This is a genomic window from uncultured Photobacterium sp. (assembly GCF_947039875.1).
GTDB lineage: Bacteria > Pseudomonadota > Gammaproteobacteria > Enterobacterales > Vibrionaceae > Photobacterium.
The window spans coordinates 45048-68514 of record NZ_CAMRAN010000019.1; the positions used below are offsets into that span (position 1 = coordinate 45048).

The 23467-nt window shown below is 39.8% G+C and carries 26 protein-coding genes and 1 pseudogene; 14 read left to right on the forward strand and 13 right to left on the reverse strand.

Translation table 11 applies throughout. The features are described from left to right. The first annotated feature begins 73 nt into the window (after positions 1-73). The 4 genes from frsA to Q0V26_RS08740 all read left to right on the forward strand — a co-directional run bounded on the left by frsA (position 74) and on the right by Q0V26_RS08740 (position 4716). Positions 74-1333 (forward strand): esterase FrsA, encoded by a 1260-nt coding sequence (frsA, locus tag Q0V26_RS08725; protein ID WP_297480741.1) that lies wholly within the window; start codon positions 74-76, stop codon positions 1331-1333. Between the two features lie 253 nt (positions 1334-1586). Further along, a complete protein-coding gene (crl, locus tag Q0V26_RS08730; RefSeq protein WP_297480744.1) occupies positions 1587-1997 on the forward strand; it encodes a sigma factor-binding protein Crl in 411 nt (136 codons plus the stop codon). Between the two features lie 243 nt (positions 1998-2240). Continuing rightward, positions 2241-3395: a glutamate 5-kinase gene (proB, locus tag Q0V26_RS08735; protein ID WP_297480746.1), complete on the forward strand. Its 1155-nt coding sequence runs from the start codon at positions 2241-2243 to the stop codon at positions 3393-3395. A 79-nt stretch (positions 3396-3474) separates the two neighbouring features. Beyond that, positions 3475-4716, forward strand: a complete 1242-nt coding sequence (locus Q0V26_RS08740; protein ID WP_080157194.1) for a glutamate-5-semialdehyde dehydrogenase — start codon at positions 3475-3477, stop codon at positions 4714-4716. A 63-nt stretch (positions 4717-4779) separates the two neighbouring features. Here Q0V26_RS08740 and Q0V26_RS08745 read toward each other — a convergent pair whose 3' ends face one another. The 4 genes from Q0V26_RS08745 to Q0V26_RS08760 form a co-directional block, all read right to left on the reverse strand. After that, positions 4780-5322, reverse strand: a complete 543-nt coding sequence (locus Q0V26_RS08745; protein ID WP_297480749.1) for an NUDIX hydrolase — start codon at positions 5320-5322, stop codon at positions 4780-4782. Continuing rightward, entirely contained in the window at positions 5315-5527 is a 213-nt protein-coding gene (locus tag Q0V26_RS08750) for a DUF2897 family protein (RefSeq protein WP_297480753.1), read from the reverse strand. The genes Q0V26_RS08745 and Q0V26_RS08750 overlap by 8 nt, the downstream gene beginning before the upstream one ends. Positions 5528-5747: 220 nt before the next feature. After that, positions 5748-6878, reverse strand: a complete 1131-nt coding sequence (gene dapE / locus Q0V26_RS08755; protein WP_297480755.1) for a succinyl-diaminopimelate desuccinylase — start codon at positions 6876-6878, stop codon at positions 5748-5750. A 13-nt stretch (positions 6879-6891) separates the two neighbouring features. After that, positions 6892-7245 (reverse strand): ArsC family reductase, encoded by a 354-nt coding sequence (locus Q0V26_RS08760; RefSeq protein WP_297480758.1) that lies wholly within the window; start codon positions 7243-7245, stop codon positions 6892-6894. Between the two features lie 245 nt (positions 7246-7490). Between Q0V26_RS08760 and Q0V26_RS08765 the strand changes: the two genes are divergently transcribed. Continuing rightward, entirely contained in the window at positions 7491-7772 is a 282-nt protein-coding gene (locus tag Q0V26_RS08765; protein ID WP_036795756.1) for a helix-turn-helix domain-containing protein, read from the forward strand. 61 nt (positions 7773-7833) lie between these two features. Here Q0V26_RS08765 and Q0V26_RS08770 read toward each other — a convergent pair whose 3' ends face one another. Then, positions 7834-8460, reverse strand: a complete 627-nt coding sequence (locus Q0V26_RS08770; protein WP_297480763.1) for a response regulator — start codon at positions 8458-8460, stop codon at positions 7834-7836. Between the two features lie 4 nt (positions 8461-8464). Then, positions 8465-10156, reverse strand: a complete 1692-nt coding sequence (narQ, locus tag Q0V26_RS08775; RefSeq protein WP_297480766.1) for a nitrate/nitrite two-component system sensor histidine kinase NarQ — start codon at positions 10154-10156, stop codon at positions 8465-8467. 308 nt (positions 10157-10464) lie between these two features. Here narQ and napF point away from each other — a divergent pair, with 308 nt between their 5' ends. The 6 genes from napF to Q0V26_RS08805 all read left to right on the forward strand — a co-directional run bounded on the left by napF (position 10465) and on the right by Q0V26_RS08805 (position 15081). Further along, positions 10465-10947: a ferredoxin-type protein NapF gene (gene napF / locus Q0V26_RS08780; protein WP_297480768.1), complete on the forward strand. Its 483-nt coding sequence runs from the start codon at positions 10465-10467 to the stop codon at positions 10945-10947. Between the two features lie 25 nt (positions 10948-10972). Further along, complete coding sequence (locus Q0V26_RS08785) at positions 10973-11245, forward strand: chaperone NapD (protein ID WP_045039210.1); 273 nt, start codon at positions 10973-10975, stop codon at positions 11243-11245. After that, positions 11242-13728, forward strand: coding sequence for a periplasmic nitrate reductase subunit alpha (napA, locus tag Q0V26_RS08790; protein WP_297480771.1), 2487 nt, complete (start codon positions 11242-11244; stop codon positions 13726-13728). Before Q0V26_RS08785 ends, napA begins: the two co-directional genes overlap by 4 nt. A 68-nt stretch (positions 13729-13796) precedes the next feature. Continuing rightward, positions 13797-14324, forward strand: a complete 528-nt coding sequence (locus Q0V26_RS08795; RefSeq protein WP_297480774.1) for a nitrate reductase cytochrome c-type subunit — start codon at positions 13797-13799, stop codon at positions 14322-14324. Between the two features lie 29 nt (positions 14325-14353). Then, positions 14354-14929: a NapC/NirT family cytochrome c gene (locus Q0V26_RS08800; protein ID WP_297480777.1), complete on the forward strand. Its 576-nt coding sequence runs from the start codon at positions 14354-14356 to the stop codon at positions 14927-14929. A 14-nt stretch (positions 14930-14943) separates the two neighbouring features. Further along, positions 14944-15081: a TIGR02808 family protein gene (locus tag Q0V26_RS08805; protein ID WP_065193058.1), complete on the forward strand. Its 138-nt coding sequence runs from the start codon at positions 14944-14946 to the stop codon at positions 15079-15081. An 83-nt stretch (positions 15082-15164) separates the two neighbouring features. Here the strand turns inward: Q0V26_RS08805 and Q0V26_RS08810 are convergent, their stop codons facing one another. Together Q0V26_RS08810 and Q0V26_RS08815 are read right to left on the reverse strand one after the other, a co-directional pair. Next, positions 15165-15620, reverse strand: a complete 456-nt coding sequence (locus Q0V26_RS08810; protein WP_297480786.1) for a DUF1499 domain-containing protein — start codon at positions 15618-15620, stop codon at positions 15165-15167. Between the two features lie 11 nt (positions 15621-15631). After that, complete coding sequence (locus Q0V26_RS08815; RefSeq protein WP_297480812.1) at positions 15632-15976, reverse strand: DUF2956 domain-containing protein; 345 nt, start codon at positions 15974-15976, stop codon at positions 15632-15634. 452 nt (positions 15977-16428) lie between these two features. On the opposite strand from Q0V26_RS08815, the gene Q0V26_RS08820 reads away from it, so the two are divergent. After that, entirely contained in the window at positions 16429-16875 is a 447-nt protein-coding gene (locus Q0V26_RS08820; protein ID WP_297480789.1) for a DUF2919 domain-containing protein, read from the forward strand. Positions 16876-16895: 20 nt separating this feature from the next. Then, positions 16896-17312: a hypothetical protein gene (locus Q0V26_RS08825; RefSeq protein ID WP_235865868.1), complete on the forward strand. Its 417-nt coding sequence runs from the start codon at positions 16896-16898 to the stop codon at positions 17310-17312. A gap of 339 nt (positions 17313-17651) precedes the next feature. Here Q0V26_RS08825 and crr read toward each other — a convergent pair whose 3' ends face one another. The 5 genes from crr to cysZ all read right to left on the reverse strand — a co-directional run bounded on the left by crr (position 17652) and on the right by cysZ (position 22571). Beyond that, the gene (gene crr / locus Q0V26_RS08830) at positions 17652-18161 is read right to left on the reverse strand and encodes a PTS glucose transporter subunit IIA (protein WP_080157069.1); all 510 of its coding nucleotides are present in this window, start codon (positions 18159-18161) and stop codon (positions 17652-17654) included. Positions 18162-18206: 45 nt separating this feature from the next. After that, on the reverse strand, positions 18207-19931 hold the full coding sequence (ptsI, locus tag Q0V26_RS08835) for a phosphoenolpyruvate-protein phosphotransferase PtsI (protein WP_297480793.1): 1725 nt from the start codon (positions 19929-19931) through the stop codon (positions 18207-18209). A 55-nt stretch (positions 19932-19986) separates the two neighbouring features. Further along, positions 19987-20274 carry an HPr family phosphocarrier protein gene (locus Q0V26_RS08840; protein WP_045037604.1) on the reverse strand — a complete coding sequence of 96 codons (288 nt, stop codon included), beginning with the start codon at positions 20272-20274 and terminating at the stop codon, positions 19987-19989. A 318-nt stretch (positions 20275-20592) separates the two neighbouring features. Then, on the reverse strand, positions 20593-21561 hold the full coding sequence (cysK, locus tag Q0V26_RS08845) for a cysteine synthase A (protein ID WP_297480797.1): 969 nt from the start codon (positions 21559-21561) through the stop codon (positions 20593-20595). Positions 21562-21809: 248 nt separating this feature from the next. After that, a complete protein-coding gene (cysZ, locus tag Q0V26_RS08850; protein WP_297480800.1) occupies positions 21810-22571 on the reverse strand; it encodes a sulfate transporter CysZ in 762 nt (253 codons plus the stop codon). Between the two features lie 352 nt (positions 22572-22923). Here cysZ and Q0V26_RS08855 point away from each other — a divergent pair. Next, positions 22924-23467 (forward strand): annotated as a pseudogene (locus tag Q0V26_RS08855) (cell division protein ZipA); the annotation flags it as partial.

Below are 23467 nucleotides of genomic sequence, written 5' to 3' on the forward strand. Positions count from 1 at the left end.
TTAGTTATTGGCTGCCGTTTAGGTATATTATCTAGGTCTATTAAGATAAGTGATATATACGTTGGAGGATGCCGTGTCGGAACCATCAAAACAAAATTTATCAGAGAAGCTATTTGCTCCACGTCAAACCAGCAAAGAGACATCGAATATTGTTAAGATTGCGCATGTCCGTAGTGGGGATGTAAACAATGTTCTTGATGGTGAAAGTCAGCTTGAATGGTATCGTGTCTTACGTCGCCCGCAATGGATATGGCAAGGTGTTGATCCTGTTGAGCAAGAAGCTGTTTTAGCGCGCATTGCGGGTTCAAATGCCCCTCGTACCAGTGATCATTTACTTGATACCGTTATTGGTTATCGTCCGGGTAACTGGATCTATGAATGGTCACAGTTAGCTTCTAATTATCAGCAGTTAGCCCGTACGGCGGCTAATAATGGCGAGAAGCTAGCAGCATCAGAGCTGTTATTTAAAGCCAGTACCCATTATAGCATTGCTGCATATCCTTATATCAAAGGCGATCAACTGGCTGATCAAGCAGAGTTACAGGCTAATCAAAGTTACCGAGAGGCAATTGAACTACGGCCGCATGATATGCGTAAGATTGATGTTAAATATGAAAATAAGACCTTTGAGGCATTCATTCATCTTCCTCGCACTGACAAGTTATTACCGACAGTTATTGTCAGTGGTGGTTTAGCAACATTACAAAGTGATCTGTGGCGTTTATATACAGATTATTTAGGTCCCGCAGGGTATGCGATGGTCACGCTTGATATGCCATCTATAGGCCATAGTGATCGTTGGAATTTAACTGAAGATACTAGTCGCCTGCATCAAGCATTATTACAACAAATTCGTGATGTGCCATGGGTTGATAATCGAAATGTTGCGATGTTAGGGTTGCGTATGGGCGGAAATGCTGCTATTCGACTTGGATTTATGGAGCCGACACGTTTAAAAACCTGCGTTAGTATTGGCGGTACAATCAATAGTTTCCTTACTCAGCCAACGTTATTAGATAAAATTCCACGGATGTATTTGGATGTATTGGCATCACGCATGGGTAAGAATGGCCAAGCTGAAGCGAGTATTAAATCTCATTTACCTGCATGGTCATTAAAAAGCCAAGGAATACTTGGCCGTCGCCGCGTTGATATTCCTATGCTTGGTATTGGTTTAAAAAATGATCCTGTTTGCCCTGAGATGGATAACCAACTGATTGCGCTATCAAGCTATGGTGGTAAAGCGATCACTTTACCAGCAAAACCTATTTATGATGGCTATCATCGAGTGATGACTGAAGTGGTCAAATGGCTTGATGAGAAAATGAAATAATTATTACAGTGATAATATGATATTTAACAATAACAGAATCGTGCCATGGTGTGATTCCGTTTTTTATAACTAAACATATAATCATGATATTGTTAACAAAAGTGGCATGTATGGTTTGTTATTTTGTTCAACTCTATTCATACTATAGTAAATTATTATTGTGCAATGCGGGCTTCTAACGCGTTATGGATGATGAACTGGTAGTAAGTATTACTTACGTATGAAATACTCTTGACTATGGATGGATAAAATAATGACAATAGTAACAAGCTTTCCGCCGCATGGCCGTTTAATGTCTAAATTGACAGCAATTGGTCCTTATCTTCGCGAAAAAAAGTCACAGCCTCAACGGTTCTTTTTCGATTGTTTAGCCAGTTGTATTAATGCTGAAAAAGAACCTGAATTACGTGAGTTTTGGGGATGGTGGTTAGTGATGACCGCAACTGATACGGGCTATGAATATGAGTATGATTTTGGTCGCTTTAATGCCGCAGGTGAGTGGGTTGATGGTAAATTACCCACGAAACATAAAGAAGCAGTATTAAAAACATTAACGGATTTTTACTCAAAATTAACGCCCTTTATCATTGATGAGTGTCAATTAACATTGTCTCCCGCCGCAAAATTAATTCAAACTCCGCTGATTGAGTTATCAGCTAGCTAAGCCAATTGATGGTTTAAGTCGACTCAAATGACCACTGGCGACATGAAATGCTGCCGTTGTGAAATTCTCATAACGATGCACTGATATTGTCGCTACGTAGTATGATGGATTCATTAAGGATGTTTATGCTTAAACAACCTCCTAAAGCCGATTAATATTGATTTTGTCATTGTTTTTTTCTTGTGCTTTTCGATAGGGATTGATACAACAAAGAACATTTATTATTTCAATCTACTTGATCTCATGGCTGATTCAAAAAAATCTCATGCTCAACAGCAAGACGTTGCCGCTGGTGCAGCAATACATACAATTGTCGTCAAACTAGGAACTAGCGTGCTAACTGGTGGCACACTAAAACTTGATCGTGCCCATATGGTTGAGTTAGTGCGTCAATGCGCGATGTTACGTAGTCAAGGCCATAAAATTATTATTGTTACTTCTGGTGCGATCGCGGCTGGTCGTGAGCATTTAGGTTACCCCGAACTACCCAAAACGATGGCGAGTAAACAATTGTTGGCTGCTGTTGGACAAGGCCGCTTAATTCAAGAGTGGGAAACCTTGTTTGGTATTTATGGCATTAATATTGGTCAGATGTTATTAACGCGCGCTGATTTAAACGATCGTGAACGCTATTTAAATGCGCGCGATATGTTGGTGGCGTTATTAGATAATGGCATTGTGCCGGTTGTTAATGAAAACGATGCTGTTGCAACGACTGAGATCAAAGTCGGCGATAACGATAATCTATCTGCGCTGGTAGGAATTTTAGGCGGTGCAGATAAACTATTATTAATGACAGACCAAGCGGGTTTATTTACTGCCGACCCACGTAGTAATCCTGATGCTGAATTGATCCATGAAGTACACACCATCGATGATAAGTTACGTAAATTAGCCGGTGGTACTGTTGGTGGATTAGGTACTGGTGGTATGGCGACTAAGTTACAAGCCGCAGAAGTGGCTTGCCGTGCAGGTATTGAAGTTATTATTGCTGCGGGACGTCGCGTTGATGTGATCGTTGATCTTGCTGCAGGTAAAGCGGTGGGTACGCGTTTTCTGCCGTTAGAATCTCCCCTTGAAGGCCGTAAACAATGGATCCTTGCCGGTCCACCGCCAGCGGGTGATATTGTGATTGATGATGGTGCTGTAACCGCAGTGCAGCAAAAAGGCAGTAGTTTACTTGCTAAAGGGATCACTCAGGTAAAAGGCACCTTTGAACGTGGTGAAGTAGTCCGTATTTTTGATAGCAAAAACGTCTTACTAGCACGGGGTATTAGTCGTTATTCAAGTGATGATATGACTAAAATTGCGGGTAAGCACAGCCATGATATTCATCAGGTTTTAGGTTATGAATACGGTCATGCTGCCATTCACCGTGATGATATGGTCGTTATTTAGTCGTCGTGATAATTCACCCGATAACTTATCAGGCATTGAATTTGAATTTAAGTAAGGAATTATTGTGAATCTTGAAATAATGGGACAAGCGGCGCAGCAGGCTGCGTTTGAATTAGCGACCACTGCAACCTCGATAAAAAATACTGCACTAGCGATTATTGCAGATGAATTAGAAGCAAACCAAGCGGCTATTCTTGCGGCTAATAAGCAAGATACGGACGCTGCTGTAGCGAGTGGTATGTCTGATGCGCTAATCGATCGTTTATTACTTAACGATGAGCGTATTTGTGCTATTGCCAACGATGTGCGCAATGTTATTAACTTAAATGATCCTGTTGGTGCAGAACTTGATAGCCGTGTACTTGAAAATGGTATGCGTTTAAGCCGCCGTCGAGTACCGCTAGGTGTTGTTGGTGTTATTTATGAAGCACGTCCTAATGTAACCATTGATATTGCAGCTCTGTGCCTTAAAACAGGTAATGCGAGTATTTTGCGTGGTGGCCGTGAGACGTTCCATTCGAATATGGCATTGGTAAAAGTAATTCAATCTGCATTAGCTAAAGCGGGTTTACCTGCAGCGTCTGTGCAATATATTGAACAGCCTGATCGTGAATATGTTTCGCAATTACTTAAGCTTGATCAATATGTCGATATGATCATTCCTCGTGGTGGTGCTGGTTTACATAAGATGTGTAAAGAAAATAGCACTATTCCCGTTATCATCGGCGGCTTTGGTATTAGCCATATGTATGTTGATGACAGTGCAGATTTATCCCGTTCATTAGATGTGGTTGAAAATGCGAAAGTACAACGTCCTTCTGCATGTAACTCATTGGATACGTTATTAGTTAACGAACAGATAGCAGCGACTTTTTTACCACGTTTAGTGGAACGTATGAATAAAGCCCAAGTAACACTGGTCGCTGACGATGCTGCGTTTAATTTACTTGAAGGCAAAGCAAGTTTATTACGTAAAGCTGAAGCGGGTGACTTTGATACTGAATGGTTAAGTTATACGTTAGGCGTTAAAGTTGTTGCTGATGTTGATGAAGCTATTGCGCATATGCGTAAACATAATGCTAGTCATTCAGATTCAATCCTAACTAATAATATTCAAGCGGCAGAGCGATTTGTTAATGCGGCAGGTTCCGCTGCAGTATATGTGAATGCATCAACCCGTTTTACTGATGGTGCACAATTTGGTTTAGGTGCAGAAGTTGCGGTATCTACGCAAAAACTGCATGCACGAGGTCCGATGGGCTTAGAAGAATTGACCAGCTATAAATGGGTCGGTATTGCTGATTACCTCAGCCGTCCGTAATTAGTAACAAAGATAATACATATCAAAAAAGCTGCCGATAAAATGGCAGCTTTTTTATTGGTGTTAGATCGCTTGTTTAAGCTTCGCAAGCCCATATGCGGCAATGGTGACGCTATCTTTTAATTCACAGTTAATGATCATTGCTTCAAATTCAGTAATAGAAAAAGATTGGCTGATGAGATCTTCTTCTTCAGCATCTCGGTGTTGCTCTGGTGCTGAGTGGAGTTGGGTCGCGAGATAAATGTGACAGGTTTGATTTAAAAAACCATAAGCAATAAATTGGCTGCCAAGGTAGATCATATTATCTGCAATTAATCCTGTTTCTTCTTGCAGTTCACCTTTAGCAAGATCAAGATGATCCGCATCAGGGTTTGCTTCCCATGCGCCTTGTGGAATTTCCCAACACCGTTGTTGAATACTATAGCGAAATTGCTGTACTAGATGAATGCGTCCATTATCAATCGCTAAAATAGCGGCACAATCGGGCTTTTCAACCACACCATAAATGCCTTCGGCACCGCTTTGACGCTGGATTTTATCTTCGCGTACTGTCATCCATTTATTTTGGTACACAATACGGCTATCTAATGTTTTTATATCAGTCATTTTTATCCTGCGAGTGATTGCTGCCGTGAGTGTTATGAGTATCCGTGGAGTGTGATGATTGAGACTCGTCAAATGGTGTTTGCGGCGGGTGTCTTTTTTTGAGTCCTGTACGCATATAAGCAGTGTACTTTAAAGCGGCAATATTGCTGGCGATCACCGCAATAATAATCACACAGATAACCCAAGGATTAAAAAACCATTCCATATTCACCTCACAACGATAATGTCTATATCAATTCACTGCATCTTATATACGTGATTGAGTATGAGTCTAAATCATTGTTATAGAGTATCAAGAATGTCGATAAGCTTCGATGGTTTCATGATAATAACAATGCATAATTATCTATCAAATATCGCATTATTAGCTGTTCAATAGTGTTATCTGAACAGCATTAATGATGAGGAACGTCGGTGGAGCGTAATTATAAAGTATTGTTTAGAATCTGTTGGTACATGTCAGTTAGCCGTTCAAGATCGGTGACTTTAACGCATTCATTCACTTTATGAATAGTGGCATTAACGGGTCCTAGTTCCACCACTTGTGCGCCTGTACGAGCAATAAAACGGCCATCTGAAGTACCGCCTGTTGTCAGCAATTGTGGCGGAGTATGGTTAATGTCAGTGATGGCAGCAACAACCGCATCAACTAATGTACCACTGTCAGTTAAGAAGGGATGACCACTTAAGGTCCATTTTAAATCGTAGTCTAAGCCATGTGCGTCAAGGATTGAATGTACGCGACGTTTAATATCAACATCGGTTAATTCTGTGCTGAAACGGAAATTAAACTGTATATCACATTGGCCGGGAATAACATTTGATGCGCCAGTGCCAGCGGCAATATTGGGGATCTGAAAGCTGGTTGGCGGAAAGAAGTCATTACCACTGTCCCAATGGGTTGCGGCTAATTCAGCTAATGCGGGCAGGGCTTTATGAATCGGATTATTGGCCAAATGTGGGTAGGCAACATGGCCTTGAATACCCTTAATGAGCAGATCACCTGTAATAGAACCACGACGACCATTTTTGACAATATCACCAACAGTATCAGTACTTGATGGCTCACCTACAATGCACATGTCTATTTTTTCATTGCGTGCTTCAAGGGTGTCAATTACGCGAGTGGTACCATTAATAAATGGGCCTTCTTCATCAGAAGTGATGAGCAGTGCAATCGAACCATTATGATTGGGATTTTGGGCAATAAAACGTTCAATCGCAACCACCATACAGGCCAGTGAACCTTTCATATCAGCAGCACCACGTCCGTGTAAATAGCCATCAATAATGGTGGGTTCAAAAGGCGGAGTATGCCATTGCTCGACAGGACCTGAAGGCACAACATCGGTATGACCTGCAAACACAAACAATGGTGCTTGAGTGCCACGACGAGCCCACAAATTTACCGTATCTTCAAATACCATGGTTTCAATATTAAACCCTAATGTTTGTAAGCGCGTGATCATAACTTGTTGGCAACCTGCGTCTTCAGGTGTGACTGAAGGGCGAGACATTAAATCTTTTGCTAGTGCAATAACGGGACTGTCAGACATCCTTGTATCCTTGTTATTTAGTAAGAAAAATAGCGTTATATTGGTCAGGTTTAAAACCTAAGTAGTAATGATTATTATGCTGTAATAACGGACGCTTAATCATTGCGGGTTGTTCTAGCATTAATTGTAATGCTGTCTCTCGATTAAGGTTGGCTTTTTGTTCTGCGGTTAATTGACGGAAAGTTGTGCCGCGTTTATTGACCATGGCTTCCCAGCCAAGTGCTGCTTCAAAGGTTTCAAGTAGTGCAAGCTCAAGCCCATCAGTACGGTAGTCATGAAATTGATAAGCGATATTTTCAGCAGTAAACCATTGCTTCATTTTTTTGATGGTGTCGCAGTTTTTAATGCCATAAGCGATAGTATTCATATTTGACTGACTTTTTTATAATAAGTAGATTATCTTTTATAGCGAGATTATTAGGTTATCGCAACCGTTGTACTTTTATTGGGAGTATTTACGGTAACTTACTTGAACGATGATAATCAGAATAATGAGAGCAAGCTCACCTTTATTTGTATCCATAATGATGAAACCGAATGTCTCGTTGATCAAACGCAACATCCTTGTTTGAGAACGGGCAATAATAGATACAGTATATTATGGAGGCCCCAATGGAACTGAATCCGGTTTTTGCCCGTAGACTTTATCTGGCTTTACTTGTTGAACACACGGAACGTCCTAATGTTCCTCGTTTAATTGAGCAAACAGGTTGGCCCCGACGGACGATTCAAGATGTATTAAAAGCTTTGCCTGGGCTTGGTATTGAATTGACTTTTATTCAAGATGGGCGACGTCATAATGATGGTTATTATAAATTAAGTGACTGGGGACCTTTTGACCTGCAATGGGTTGAATCGCGAGAACAGGATTTAATTACATCTTTAGCGTTGTAAGCTATCACTATCATAATGATTAATGACCGCAGTGTGTTTATCACTGCGGTTTTTTATGTACTTAATAACCTAAGGTTTGTAGATAAAGTACTGTCGCTGCCGTACGAGATTTGACTTGCAGTTTGCGTAATAAACTTTTCATATGTACTTTTACAGTAGCTTCTGAAATAAACAGTGAATCTGCAATAACCTTATTGCTATGGCCTTTGGCTACTTCTTGTAATATTTGATTTTCTCTTTCGGTTAAGCTTGAAAATAATGTGTTTTCAGTGCCATTGTTATTAAGAAATGCCGTTACAACTTCACTGTATGCTTTACCTCCCGTTAGTGCGGTTTTTAGTAAAGCGACTAATTCATCAGGCTCGGTATCTTTGAGTAAATAGCCATCAGCACCTGCATCGATAAGTGTTTTAATATCAGCATGGTTATCCGACACCGTAAGGATCACAATACAAGCATCGATGCCTTCATTACGAAGCGTAATCAGAGTATCTAAACCTGAAATACCTTTCATGTTGAGATCTAACAAAATTAGATCTACGGGCAGTTTATGGGCGAGGGCAATGGCTTCATTACCATTACTGGCTTCACCAATAACATCAAATTTAGTATCGAAACTTAATAACTGGCCAATACCTCTGCGCATTAATGGATGATCATCGACGATCATTACTTTCCAAGATGTCATCTTTTTATCCTTCTGATAATGCGAATTGTAACTTAACTTGACTACCAACGCCGATTTGAGAGGAAAGGGTTAATTCGCCCTTTAAGCGAGAAGCACGCTCTTGCATGATGTTTAAGCCATAGTGATTAAGTTTTGAGTTTGAGGGATCAAACCCAACCCCATCATCAGCAATTTCAACATTAATAATGCCGTGTTGTTGATGACACGAAATTTTGATTTGATTAGCATCGGCATGCTTAATTGCATTTAATACTGCTTCACGAATAATTTGTAATAAATGGACCTGGTTATGTGCAATTAACGCCATTGATGGTAAGTGATTTTCAATGTTAAATTGCGCTGGTGTTTGTTCCCGTAAGGGTATTAATAATTGTGTTAATGCTTCACTGAAATTGGCTTCTTTGATGGTTAATCTAAAGGTACTCAATAACTCGCGTAATTGGGTATAAGCATTTGATAGCTCTTCATCAATAGTCTGTATGGTTTGCTGCTGGCGATCATCGGTATTAGTAAGTTGTCGTTTTAATAGCGTTAATTGAATTTTAAGATACGATAATGACTGTGCTAATGAGTCATGTAGCTCACGAGCAATTGTCGCTCGCTCTTCCATTAATAATAACTGCTCGGTCTGTTTTTGAGTTCGATTGTAATAAATTCCACGACTTAAAATATTGGCGATATTTTCGATCAATGCCAGATCAGGGCAAGGTAGCTGATATTGCCACCATAGTTGCCCCATTGTTTCACCATCAATTAATAATTGTTGTCGGTGCCAAGTGGTTGATTGTTCTTCACCAACGGTAATTTCGGTGGTGGTACCATTTGATTCTTCAATAACTAATTTTACTGCTGTTAAGCCATCAATCGCAATTAGGGTTTTTAACATCTGTTGAAAATGGTGATGAGTTAAACGGCTAACTGATAGTTGTTGCGAGCAGTTATATAACACTTTCAATGATTCATTAGCATGGCGCAGACGGTGGGTTTTTTCATTGACGCTTTGTTCTAAATCATAATAAAAATTATTTAAATCTGCAGTCATTTGAGTAAATGTGCGCGCCAAGATCCCCAATTCGTTTTTACTATTATTATTGATGGTTAATGAAAATTGATGTTGCTTAATTTGTTTACATCCCGCCATTAATTGATTGAGCGGGGCTACAATTTGGCGCTGTGTAAATTGGATTGTAAATAATACGACCATCAAAATAAGTAATAAACCGACCGCACTAATAAGTGCTAAAAGATGTAATTTGTTTTCGGATGATTGTTGTAATTCAAATACAAATTGATCGATACGCTCTACAAAAGGGGCGACTTGAATTAAATAGCCATCCTTATCTATTTGATCTAATTCTGAACGTACAGCCTGCCATGTTAAGAGTAATTCTGTGTAATGGTGCTGTATTGTTTTAGGGATATACCAGCGATGTAATTCCTGCATTGTTGGTGAGGTCAGTGATTGATCAAACTCAATGGTGTGGGTGTTCAGTAATGGCGATTGAGTTTCGATATCAAATGCCAAGCGATAACTTTGCATTCTTAGTGAGCCTGCTGTGTTGATTGCCGCCGCATCGTTAAGACTCGAAACTAACATACATAGCGCTAAGCTCGTCGTTGTCGCAACTAAAAATAGAATAATCACCATTGAACGACCAATGGTGGTGGTAACGGAATTAACTTTTTGCTGTTGCATGAATTGCCGCCAACCTATAAATATGAATTATTATTAATGGAAAGGGATGCTAGGTATTATTTATTAGGATTATATTGAGTCTGCTAATTTTTCACTGACTGATTAAACGATAAATTTGCAAATGTTAGATATTATCCACTATGTTTTATTGATCTGGATCAAAGTATATCAGCAATTACCCCTAAGGGGGTATGTTCGCAGTTATGACGATATTTAAAAATAACGTAAAAGAACATTAATAGAAAGTGAATGGTAACAAAGAGAATGATTTGCCATTATTTAATGTTTAAGCATAAAAGGAGAGGGCTGTGATTAATCGTTCCCGTCGAGGATTATTTACTCGTAAACAGCCATCCCAGCAGCAAGTTTTGCCTTGGATAAAGGACGAAAACACTTTCACTGATCATTGTCTGCGTTGTAATGCTTGTATTGATGCTTGCCAAACAAAGGTGATTATAAAAGGTGATGGTGGTTTTCCTGTGGTGGATTTTCATCAGGGAGAAGGCGAATGTAGTTTTTGCTATCAATGTGCAGATGTGTGCCCTGAACCTTTATTTGAGGCCCAATCTCAACCTCCATGGACGCAAGTGGCTACGATTAATTCATCGTGTATTGCACTCAATAATGTCGAATGCCGTAGCTGTGGTGATCAATGTGAAACACAAGCAATTACCTTTTCTTTACAAGTAGCGAAGGTTGCTCAGCCTGTTATCAACAAGGCTGATTGCAGTGGATGTGGTGCATGTATAAGTGGCTGTCCGGTGGCTGCGATTGAAATGATAACGCCTTAAATGTAAAGAATTATAGAGAGTAAACATGACATTACATGAAGTGCATACCTCAAGCCTTATCGTTCACGTTAAGCCACAATATTTAGCAACGATTAGCCAACAGATTTTAGCAATACCGAACACTGAAATTCCTGCGACAAGTGAAGAAGGTAAAATTATCGTAGTACTTGAGACAGAGAACCAAGGCTACGTAACTGATGCAATTGATAAAATTAATAATTTAGACCATGTATTGATCACTTTTTTGGTCTATCACCATATTGAGAATTACGAGCTACAAGCTGAGGGTAAGCTATGAAAATGACAAGACGAGCATTTGTGAAAGCAAATGCTGCAGCATCAGCGGCTGCGGTAGCGGGTATTTCGTTACCAGCATCAGCGACGAATTTAATTGTGAGTTCTGATGAAACTGAAATTAAATGGGATAAAGCGCCTTGTCGTTTTTGTGGTACGGGTTGTTCAGTGTTAGTCGGGACTAAAAATGGGCGAGTTGTCGCAACCCAAGGTGATCCACAAGCGCCAGTGAACAAAGGCCTTAATTGTATTAAAGGCTATTTTTTATCGAAAATCATGTACGGTAAAGATCGTTTACAAGCGCCATTATTACGCATGAAAGATGGTGAGTACCATAAAGAAGGCGAGTTCACGCCTATTTCATGGGATCACGCTTTTGATGTGATGGCTGAGAAGTGGAAAGCGGCACTGAAAAAGCAAGGCCCTTCAGGTGTTGGTATGTTTGGTTCAGGCCAATGGACTGTCATGGAAGGCTATGCGGCTTCTAAAATGATGAAAGCAGGCTTTCGTTCAAACAATATCGATCCCAATGCTCGTCACTGTATGGCATCTGCGGTAGTTGGCTTTATTCGTACCTTTGGTATTGATGAGCCAATGGGATGTTACGATGATTTTGAACATGCTGATGTGTTTGTTCTTTGGGGCTCAAACATGGCTGAAATGCACCCAGTGCTATGGACACGAATGACTGATCGTCGTTTGAGTCATCCTCATGTCAAAGTGAATGTGTTATCGACCTATGAACACCGCTCGTTTGAGTTAGCTGATAACGGCATGATTTTCCACCCGCAAACTGATTTAGCTATCGCGAATTATATTGCGCATTACATTATTGAAAATGATGCGGTTAATTGGGATTTTGTTAATAAACATACCCACTTTAAGCGTGCTCAAACTGATATAGGTTACGGTTTACGTGATGATAATCCATTACAAAAGCAAGCGACAAACCCTAACTCTGGCGAATTATTCCCAATGACATTTGACGAATATAAAGCGTCAGTTGCGGAATATACCCTTGAAAAAGCGTCACAAATGTCAGGTGTTGAACCTGAAAAGCTGGTTGAGTTAGCTAAATATTATGCCGATCCTAAACTCAAAGTAATGTCTTTATGGACCATGGGAATGAACCAACATACTCGTGGTGTATGGATGCAAAGTTTGGTTTATAACTTGCATTTATTAACCGGTAAAATTTCAACACCAGGTAATAGTCCGTTTTCATTAACCGGTCAGCCTTCAGCATGTGGTACTGCCCGTGAAGTAGGTACGTTTGCTCACCGTTTACCCGCCGATCTAGTAGTTACTAATCCTAAGCACCGTGCTATTGCTGAAAATATTTGGAAGTTGCCTGAAGGTACGATTCCACCTAAACCGGGTTATCACGCCGTGCAACAAGATCGAATGCTGAATGACGGTAAATTAAACGCGTATTGGGTGATGTGTAATAACAACATGCAAGCGGGTCCTAATATTAATGAAGAGCGTTTACCGGGTTACCGTAATCCAGATAACTTTATCGTCTGTTCTGACCCTTACCCAACGGTTACCGCTCAAGCGTCTGATCTGATTCTACCAACGGCGATGTGGGTTGAAAAAGAAGGGGCTTATGGTAATGCTGAGCGTCGTACTCAAGCTTGGTATCAACAAGTTAAAGCGCCTGGTGATGCTAAGTCTGATTTATGGCAGATCATGGAGTTTTCAAAGCGGTTTAAGGTTGAAGAGGTGTGGGATGAAGCATTACTTAATAAGATGCCTCAGTACCGCGGTAAAACGATGTACGATATTTTATTCCTTAATGGTCAGGTTGATAAATTCCCATTAACCGAAGCGCAACCATTGAATGATGATGCTCAAACGCAAGGTTATTACGTTCAAAAAGGGCTCTTTGAAGAGTACGCAAGTTTTGGTCGTGGTCATGGGCATGATTTAGCACCTTATGATACTTACCATAAAGTTCGTGGTTTACGTTGGCCTGTTGTGGATGGTAAAGAAACCCAATGGCGCTTTAAAGAAGGCACTGATCCCTACGCTAAAAAAGGCACTGGCTGGGACTTTTATGGCAAACCTGATGGTAAGGCGTTAATCATTTCAGCACCCTATGAAGCGCCACCGGAAGTGCCTGATCAAGATTATGATATGTGGTTGTGTACTGGGCGCGTGCTTGAACATTGGCATACAGGCACCATGACACGTCGTGTTCCTGAATTATATAAAGCTGTACCTGATGCGTGGTGTTATATCAATCCAGAAGATGCAAAAAAAAGAAATCTTCGCCGTGGTGATGAAGTGTTATTGTCTTCGCGCCGTGGTGAAGTACGCTGTCGAGTAGAAACCCGTGGTCGTAATCGTCCCCCTGTTGGACTCGTTTTTGTACCGTTCTTTGATGCCAATATTTTAGTTAATAAATTGATCTTGGATGCAACTGATCCATTGTCGAAACAGACAGATTTTAAGAAATGTCCTATCAAGATCACCAAGATCTAATCAATTAATTCAGCGGGCGAGAGGTGTCGTTCGCTGTAACTAGAATATGTACAAAGGTGGAGAACAGCATGAAAAAATTATTTTTTGCAGTATTAGTGGCAGGGCTAATGCTTACTGGTATTGCACATAGTGATGATAACAATGTCACGACAGCTGCTGAAACAGCGAAGACAACGGCAAATATTGCAGCTGCAGCTAAATTAGATAATCTCGGTGGTATTGGTGGGCTTAAATCATTACGCGGCCTTGCTGAAATAGAAGCAACTCGCCCAGCTGATTTGATGAAGCGTTATCCTCGAGATCAAGGGGTAATCGACAGCGATTATGTTTACCAACCACCGTTGATCCCTCATACCATTCGTGGCTATGAAGTGTCACTTAACGCTAATAAATGTCTTGCTTGTCATAGCTGGAAAAATGCTAAAGAGATGGGGGCAACCAAGATCAGTGTGACCCATTATGTGTCACCACAGCAAGGTCAAGTTTTGTCTGATGTATCGCCAAGCCGTTATTTTTGTTTGCAGTGCCACGTGCCTCAAGCAGACGCTAAGCCATTAGTTGAAAATGATTTTAAACGTGTAAGTGCATTACGTTAATCGTGGCTGAATAGTAAAAAGGTTGATCTATGAAGTTGTTAAAAACATTTTGGTTACGACTAAAAACACCCAGTAAAGTGGCTGTTGGGCTGGTTCTCTTTATGGGATTTATGGGCGGACTATTATTCTGGGGCGGGTTTAATACCGTAATGGAAAAAACCAACTCAGAAGAGTTTTGTGCTGGTTGTCACGCACCAATCGTTAAAGAGATTCAAGAAACAATACACTTTTCAAACCGTTCAGGGGTAAGGGCGATTTGTTCAGATTGTCATGTACCTCATAATTGGACCGATAAAATTGTGCGTAAGGTGCAGGCTTCAAAAGAAATCGTCGCGCATATGATGGGGACGATTGATACGCCAGAAAAGTTTAATGCCCGTCGTAGTCATCTTGCGGAGCGAGAATGGCACCGTATGAAAAATAATGACTCTCAAGAATGTCGTAATTGTCATCAGTTCAATTATATGGATTTTTCTGAGCAAGCCCCTCGTAGTGCAAAACAGCATTCAACCGCATTGGCATCTGGTGATAAAACCTGTGTTGATTGCCATAAAGGGATTGCCCATAAGTTACCAGATATGAAAGATGTAGCTGGATGGCAATAAGCTAAGGAGAAACGATGAGTACGCTAGAATCGGTAATTTGGCATACACTGGGTTATATCGCGATGCCAATGATTATTTTGTCTGGTTTTGTGGCTGTAGCTGCGGTAAGTGTGTGGCTATTGTCGTTAGGTAAAGATAAAAAATTGGATTAAATAGTCTGATCGTCAAGCCATGGTTGCCATAGTTAACACTAAGGCTGCCATGGCTTTTTGTTATGCTCATTGTGGCTAGTGAATCAGTTGCTGGTGGATGTCTCATGTATCAATTGTTGGTCGATTAATAATGTTCTAAATTGTTGTGCCCGTTTCCGATTGACCCCAAAATCAGAATAGCCACTGCGAGATATAGATCTTACTTGAAGCTGCTGAGATTGTTGTTTTACTTCAAAATCGTCAATGAATCCAAACACCGCACTGCGAACTTCAATATGAAAATAGTGGTCATCCTGCTCTATCAGTTTTGCGCCTGGTAATGTTTGAGCAATAGCAATAATATCTGACCACTTTTGTATACCTTTAGCGGTAAGTGTAAAAGGAGCTAGCTTAAATTTTTCACGTTGTTCGATAGTGGATACACAATGGGATTTATTATCGCATTGCTCGTCTATTTGACGTTGCCATGGTGTTGATTGTGGATCGGCACAGCCACTAATTAAGCCACCAATAGCAGCTATAAAACCAATAATTTTCATATTTTCTCTCATCATAATGTATTGGTATAAGCTAAGTAAGCCCCAAAACCAACCCAGGAAGCAACAACAAGTCCCCACGGTAGCCAATGTTGTTTATAGATAATTTGTAGCGCAGTTGATGACGTATTAGTGGTTGCTTCGGGTTGAGTATCTTTGACTTGTTGAGTTTTTTTCTTTAATTTATCGCGCTCTCTGGCTTTGGCTTTTTGTTGCTTTTTATATTGTTCAATCCCTTTTTGAATTCCTTGTGCGATCAGCTTTGTCTGCTCTTTTGTTTGACCTTGTTTTTGAGTGGCTTTAGCAACACGTAATGCTTCTATCTGTGTTTCTGCAGAAGGTACTGTATTTTTTTTCATGGTCGTCATACGCACTAGTGACCTTATTGATAAATGGTTATTAAGAGTGATTATATCTGATTACTTTATTTTAGCAGCAGTGTTGCTGTATGTATGGTTGTTGTTATATATGTTGAAATTTATATATTTACGGTTTTTTGTATGAAAATTCCAGTTTTAGATGAACATGGTGTTAATACTATATTCATATTGTAACTTTATGATTAAAAAGAATTAACCAACCTATTTTGGCCATAGGTGTTGGTTGAGAAATAACCTGCTTTTGTTGGTTTTAGATCAAAAAACGTGACTTATACGGCAATATGCATAAATGAAAAGTGCGGTATTCCACAAAAATAGCGCTTAAATAGTACTTAATATGCAGTGATCGATTAGAGTCGAAATTAAGCCATAGTGTATTGATGTTATCTTAATTGATGCGTATTGAGTTAAACAGGTAAGAGGGAAGTTGTTTGCTTTATCCTATCAATGCTTATGATGATCATGGGCAGTTAAAACTAAATAAGATGCTATGGCTAGCGCTGATTTTTAATGCGAAAGCATTGGTGATTTTTATCATGGCAGGGGTGAGTCGAACCCAAGGCGGACAATTGCTTGAGTTGATTTATCCTCTTCGAGAGACACTTTATATAGGCATGGTATTGGGAAGTCCTGCCTTATTATTAATGTGGTTATCGGGTCAGCGTAATAGCAATAATAAAGTTGTACATTATCTGTGGCAGCATGGAAAAAAATTATTAATAGCTGCTTACAGTATCGATTTTGCTTTGCAAATATATCATCTCGTGTTGCGTGAAGGTGCATTCTCTTGGGTTGGTGCATTAACCTTGTTATTAACGGTTTGGCTAGGGTTATATCTAGTTCGAAGCTCACGAGTCAAAGATGTGTTTGCGTATTAGCTTGTAGAGAGGTAATCGCAATGGAAAAGTTAACAATGGGTAAAGGGCAATTATTTCTTAGTTCATTATTGAGCCCACTGGCGATGGCTGATTGGCTGTTGGATGTCAGTTTTGAAATACACAGTGCTTGTCGATTACGACAAATGGTTAATACGTCATTGTCTTTATTGCCAGGCGAAGAAACCATTTTTTTTGAAGGCTTAAGTGAAAATAATCATCATTCATACCGTGAAGTGGTAGGCAGTGCGCAATTACTCGATGTTTCAGCTGAAAGTGTTAGCATTGCGTTACAAGTACAAGAACGACTAGATGATGGTGGCTGGCGAACTATTTTGGCACAAACATTATCGACAGGATTAAATATGCCAATGCTGTTTGAATCTGGCGAACCCAATTGTGAACATGTTAAATTACAAGTTGAGGTGATGACAGCATAAGCCATCAATTAAATATGAATTATGATGATATATAAGAAGCGCGACTATTTTATAGTGGCGTTTTTTTATGGCTGCTCATAAATAGTCAGTAATAATGTCTATAGTATTATGCCGTTCACAATAAGTTTTTGACCTAATGTTTTTAAAGGATAATCACTTAATTAATGGGGCTAGTATTACCTATGAGCGGTTTAATAAATTGAGATGTAATATATCAAGATGAATAGAGAAAGTGGCACAGAGGCGATTTAGTGTGTTTTTATAAGCAAAGATGGATTTATAATAGACAAAAAAAAACGCAGCTAGAAAGCTGCGTTTTTTATTAAGATAATAACTATCTTATTTCTTGATGCGTAGTACTGGTGTTTCACCAACGTTTACAGCACCAGATAGCTTGATTAGCTCTTTGATCTCGTCCATGTTAGAGATAACTACTGGCGTCAATGTTGACTTAGCTTTCTCTTCTAGAAGTGCAAGATCGAATTCGATGATAGTGTCGCCAACTTTAACAGATTGGCCTTCTTCAGCGATGCGAGTAAAACCTTCGCCTTTAAGTTCAACAGTATCAATACCGAAGTGAACAAAAAGCTCGATGCCATCGTCAGACTCAATAGAGAAAGCGTGGTTAGTTTCAAAAATCTTACCGATAGTACCGTTTACTGGTGCAACCATTTTGTTGCCAGTTGGTTTGATAGCAATACCATCACCAACAATTTTTTCAGCAAATACTACATCAGGCACATCTTCGATGTTAACGATTTCGCCAGAAAGTGGTGCGATAATTTCAATTACACTAGCTTCACTGCTGTCGTCAGAAACCATTTTCTTTAATTTGTCAAACAGGCCCATATCGTTGCTCCTAAGCGTTGTTATTTTATCTGCAGCTATATTTTATTAGCAGATGGTCTTTTCTGCGATGAATTTTTCTACGTGCTCTTCAATCTCAGCCGCTGTTGGAAGAGTTAAAGCATACTCTGCCATTGCTTTAACGTCAGCAAAGTTAGCATTACGGATAACTTTCTTAACGCGAGGGATAGAAATAGCACTCATGCTGAACTCGTCCAAGCCCATACCTAATAGAAGTAGGGTAGCACGTTCGTCGCCAGCAAGTTCACCACACATACCTGTCCACTTACCTTCAACGTGAGAAGCATCAATAACTTGCTTAATCACAGTAAGTACAGCAGGTGATAGTGGATTGTAGAGATGAGAAATAAGCTCATTACCACGGTCAACTGCTAGAGTATACTGGGTTAAATCGTTGGTACCAATACTAAAGAAAGAAACTTCTTTCGCTAAGTGGTGTGCAATCGCTGCGGCTGCTGGTGTTTCAACCATAACACCGATCTCGATGTTAGTGTCAAACGCTAGACCTTCAGCGGTTAATTCAACCTTAAATTCTTCAATAGCCGCTTTTAGTGTACGTACTTCTTCAACCGAAATAATCATCGGGAACATGATACGTACTTTACCGTGTGCCGACGCACGCAGAATAGCACGGAATTGGTCACGAAGGATTTCACGACGATCTAGGCTGATACGAATTGCACGCCAACCCAAGAATGGGTTCATTTCCTTAGGAAGATCTAAGTAAGGTAGATCTTTATCACCACCGATATCCATAGTACGGATAATCACTGGCTCGCCATGCATTGCTTCTGCAACTTCTTTATATGCTTGGTACTGTTCTTCTTCTGTAGGTAGAGAATCACGGTCCATGAACAAGAATTCAGTACGGTATAGACCAACGCCTTCACCGCCATTACGGTTAACGCCTGCACAGTCTTTAACTGTACCAATGTTGCCGCATACTTCAACTTGCTTGCCATCAAGTGTAATTGCAGGAAGATCTTTTAGCTTAGCTAGTTCTTCTTGCTCTGCTTTATTAGCATCACGGATAGCTTTAAATTTGTTTAATTCATCATCAGTTGGATTGATAACAACCTGATTATTGATTGCATCAAGAACTAACATATCGCCGTTCTTAACTAAAGATGTAATGTTATTTGTACCTACAATTGCAGGAATTTCTAGTGAACGTGCCATGATAGAGGTGTGTGAAGTACGACCACCGATATCAGTAATAAAGCCAAGAACGAACTCTAGATTAATTTGTGCAGTTTCTGACGGTGTTAGGTCGTTAGCAACCAAAATCACTTGTTCATTAATAGCACTTAAATTAATAACATTAATACCTAATGCGTTTTTAATAAAACGGCTGCCGATATCACGGATATCGCTTGCACGTTCTTTTAAATACTCGTCATCAAGTGATTCAAGGGTTTGCGCTTGTTCTTCAATAATAGAATAAATTGCGTAATCCGCTGAATGCTTATCTTTAATAAGGGCTATGATCTCTTCTTCTAGCTCCTCATCTTCAAGCAACATGATGTGACCTTCAAAGATGGCTTCTTTCTCTTCACCAAAGGTGACACGTGCTTTTTCTTTGATAACTTCAAGTTGCTCAGAAGATTTTTTTCGAGCGTCGAAGAAACGTTGAATTTCGTTATCGATCTGGTCTGCAGCGATTGGAGTTTTGTTTAGAACAATCTCTTCTTCTTGCAATAGCAATGCTTTACCGAAAGCAATACCAGGAGACGCCAGGATACCTGAAATCATAGCCTTACCTTTAAATTAACTAAAAACTGGAAACTCGTTTGTATACAAACTTAGCTTAGATTTCGCGGAACATTGCGATTTCAGCACCGTCGTGTAGCTCTGTAAGAGTTACTAGCTTATCTACTGCTTCTTGAGCTTGTGCACCTTCAGCTGCAATAGTAATTACTGCACCTTTAACTAGGCCAAGAGTTTGAAGCTTAAATAAGCTCTTAGCGCTTGCGCTTTTACCGTTTGAAGTTACTGTGATGTCAGCTTCAAATGATTTTGCATCTTTAACAAACTGTGCCGCTGGACGAGTGTGTAGGCCGTTTGGTGCAGTGATTTCAACTTGCTTCTGATACATATTTCACCCCGATTTAGATATAGTTGTTATATTAATAGTTTGCTTTATAAGCTATAACCGTTGTGATTATAGTCTCAGCATATTGTGTAAGCAGTATAAACTACCTAATAACATACTGTCTTAGCTTTAATCCAAGTCAAAGTTTTATGAAAAACTTTTTTAGTATTAATCAAAACTGACTAATAATTGTCCTTTTATTTTGATGCTAAAAATAAAGCGCATCAGCTTTATAGTAAAGCTAAGAATAAAAAGCAACAAAAAAGCCCGCAAAGGGCCTTTTTGAGTGTGGATATACCTAGATAACATCACAAAGTGTGATCACTGTTGGGTTTCTTTTTCTGTGAATATATCCGCAAAAAGTGCTGTAGATAAGTAACGCTCGCCTGAACTGGGTAAAATAACAACAATATTTTTATCAGCAAATTCTGGTCGAGTTGCAATATTATTCGCAGCAACAACTGCTGCACCTGATGAAATTCCTGCCAATATACCTTCTTCATCCATTAGGCGACGAGCCATATCAATTGCATCTTCTGAGCTGACTTGCTCAATTTCATCGATTAGGGCTAAATCAAGATTGCCAGGAATAAAGCCAGCACCGATACCTTGAATTTTATGTGGCCCTGGTTTAATCGTTTCACCATTTACGGTTTGAGTGATCACTGGCGATTCTGATGGTTCTACGGCAACAACAGTAATAGCTTTTCCTTGCTGTTGCTTAATGTAGCGACTCACACCTGTAATCGTGCCGCCAGTACCTACTCCTGAAACAAAGACATCGATGTCACCATCAGTGGCATCCCAAATTTCAGGGCCTGTAGTTTTCTCATGGATAGCAGGGTTAGCTGGATTATTAAATTGTTGCAGTAATAGATATTTATCTGGATCTGAATTGACGATTTCTTCGGCTTTATCAATTGCCCCTTTCATGCCTTTTGCTGCATCGGTAAGTATAAGATTTGCACCAAGCGCTTTTAATAATTTACGACGTTCAAGGCTCATGCTTTCAGGCATAGTTAAGGTTAGTTTATAACCACGAGCGGCAGCAACAAAAGCAAGTGCGACACCTGTATTGCCACTGGTGGGTTCTACAATCTCAACCCCTTCTTTTAATAAGCCACTTTTCTCTGCTTCCCATACCATATTAGCACCGATACGGCATTTAACACTAAAACTAGGGTTACGAGCTTCAATTTTTGCGATCACTTTGCCATTACTGACACGATTAAGACGTACCAGCGGAGTGTTACCAATAGTGAGAGAATTATCTTCGTATATTTTGCTCATACTTCGTTCCTTCGTTCCTTCGTGACAAATTAGACTCAATGTTGAATAGTATAAGCATATACCTGTCTCACTATTTTCAAAGTAATTAATGGTTATATCTTATTGTTATTATGCGATAGTTGTTATTATTCTTGCATTGCTATTTGTCATTTATTACATTTTTTTGCGATTGAAATAGTATTTGTTGGTAATGATATAAATACAATAAAAGGTCAACAGCAGAAGCTATTGACCTTATATTTAAAATATTAATACCGTTTAAATTGAGTACGGTAATGATCAACCCATATTGCAGTTGCACCACATACAGCAATTGGCATGACGAACAAATTTATAATAGGAATCATGGTTAATAACATGATGACAGCGCCAAAACTTAATGTTTGACCTCTTTTTTGTTTAAGTGCGTCGCGCATTTCAGGGAAAGGCACTTTATGGTTATCAAACGGGTAATCAACATATTGAATTGTCATCATCCAAGCGTTGAATAAGAACCATAGTACTGGTGCGATGGTTTGGCCAATAACTGGAATCCACATTAAAATGAGTAATCCAATGGCTTTAGGTAGATAATACTTAAGCTTGGTCCATTCTCGACCCATGGTGCGGGGAAGATCTTTTATTAAGGCTTTTAAATTATCATCGGGCGGTGTTTGCCCCGTTAGTTTGGCTTCAAGGTATTCAGCTAACAATCCATTAAATGGCGCGGCAATCCAGTTTGCAATCGTACTAAAGAAGTATGAGAAGGACACCAGAGCCGCAATCGCCAGTAACGGCCATAAAAGATAAGAAAGCCAGTCAAGCCAACTTGGTAAGTAGCTTAACCAATGATTAATCCAACCACCCAGATGATCTAATAAGGTGGCAAAAGCACTACCAAGTAATACAATATTGATCAATAAAGGAATAAGAACAAAACGTCGCGTTCCTGGTTGAAAGGCGAGCTTTAGACCTTGAAAAAAATAACCAGCACCGCTGGTTGTTGGCTGTGTATTATGTTGTTGTGGCATTTATTTCTCCTGAACAAGCATTTTTTAGTGTTTTACTGTTCATTTGTTTAGGTTTCTTTATCAATTTTAACGGTAGAGGTAGGATGGAATCAAACCACAAAATTGTTGTCACTACTTTAACAACAAAATAAAAAGGATGAGTAACAATACAAAAATGATGTAAATTTGTACAAAAAACGTCAAGCTGACATTATCCTTGATAGAATCTCGATATTCATCTTCTCATTGTCAAGTGAGTTTTGGTACAGTAAGTCATTCGGTGAGAAATTCTAACTAGATATTAAGTTTCCTAGTAGATTTTTTTCTATTATTAACCCCGTAAAGGGACAACGAGTTAATTTAGAGTATTCATATGCAGGAATTGCGTCTGGTTCTTATTATTGTTGGTGCGTTAGCAATCGTAGCGCTTCTTTTTCATGGTCTATGGACAAGTAGAAAAGAGAAACCAGCTAAATTTGGTGAGAAACCACTAGGTAAAATAGATGAAGCAAATCTTGAGACTCAAGATATTGCACAAGAGAGTGTTAGTGACGATTGTGTTGTGAATACTGCGCCGGAAATGGCTGAAACTAAGTCAAACCAAGCTGACATTATTACAACGACAACACAACCAGCGTCAAAACGTAAAGAACCTGGTTTTAGTTTTGGTGAGCGCCCTCAACAAGATCCATTGCTAGGTGAAATTGCGCCTCAAAGTACAGTGGCACCATCAAAAGTGGTAAATGAGCGTATTGAACCGCAAATGCACATAGGTTCAGCGACTAAGTCTGCAAGTGTTGCGCCTCAGCCAAGTGTTGCGCCTCAGCCAAGTGTTGCGCCTCAACCAAGTGTTGCGCCTCAGCCAAGTGTTGCGCCTCAGCCAAGTGTTGCGCCTCAGCCAAGTGTTGCGCCTCAGC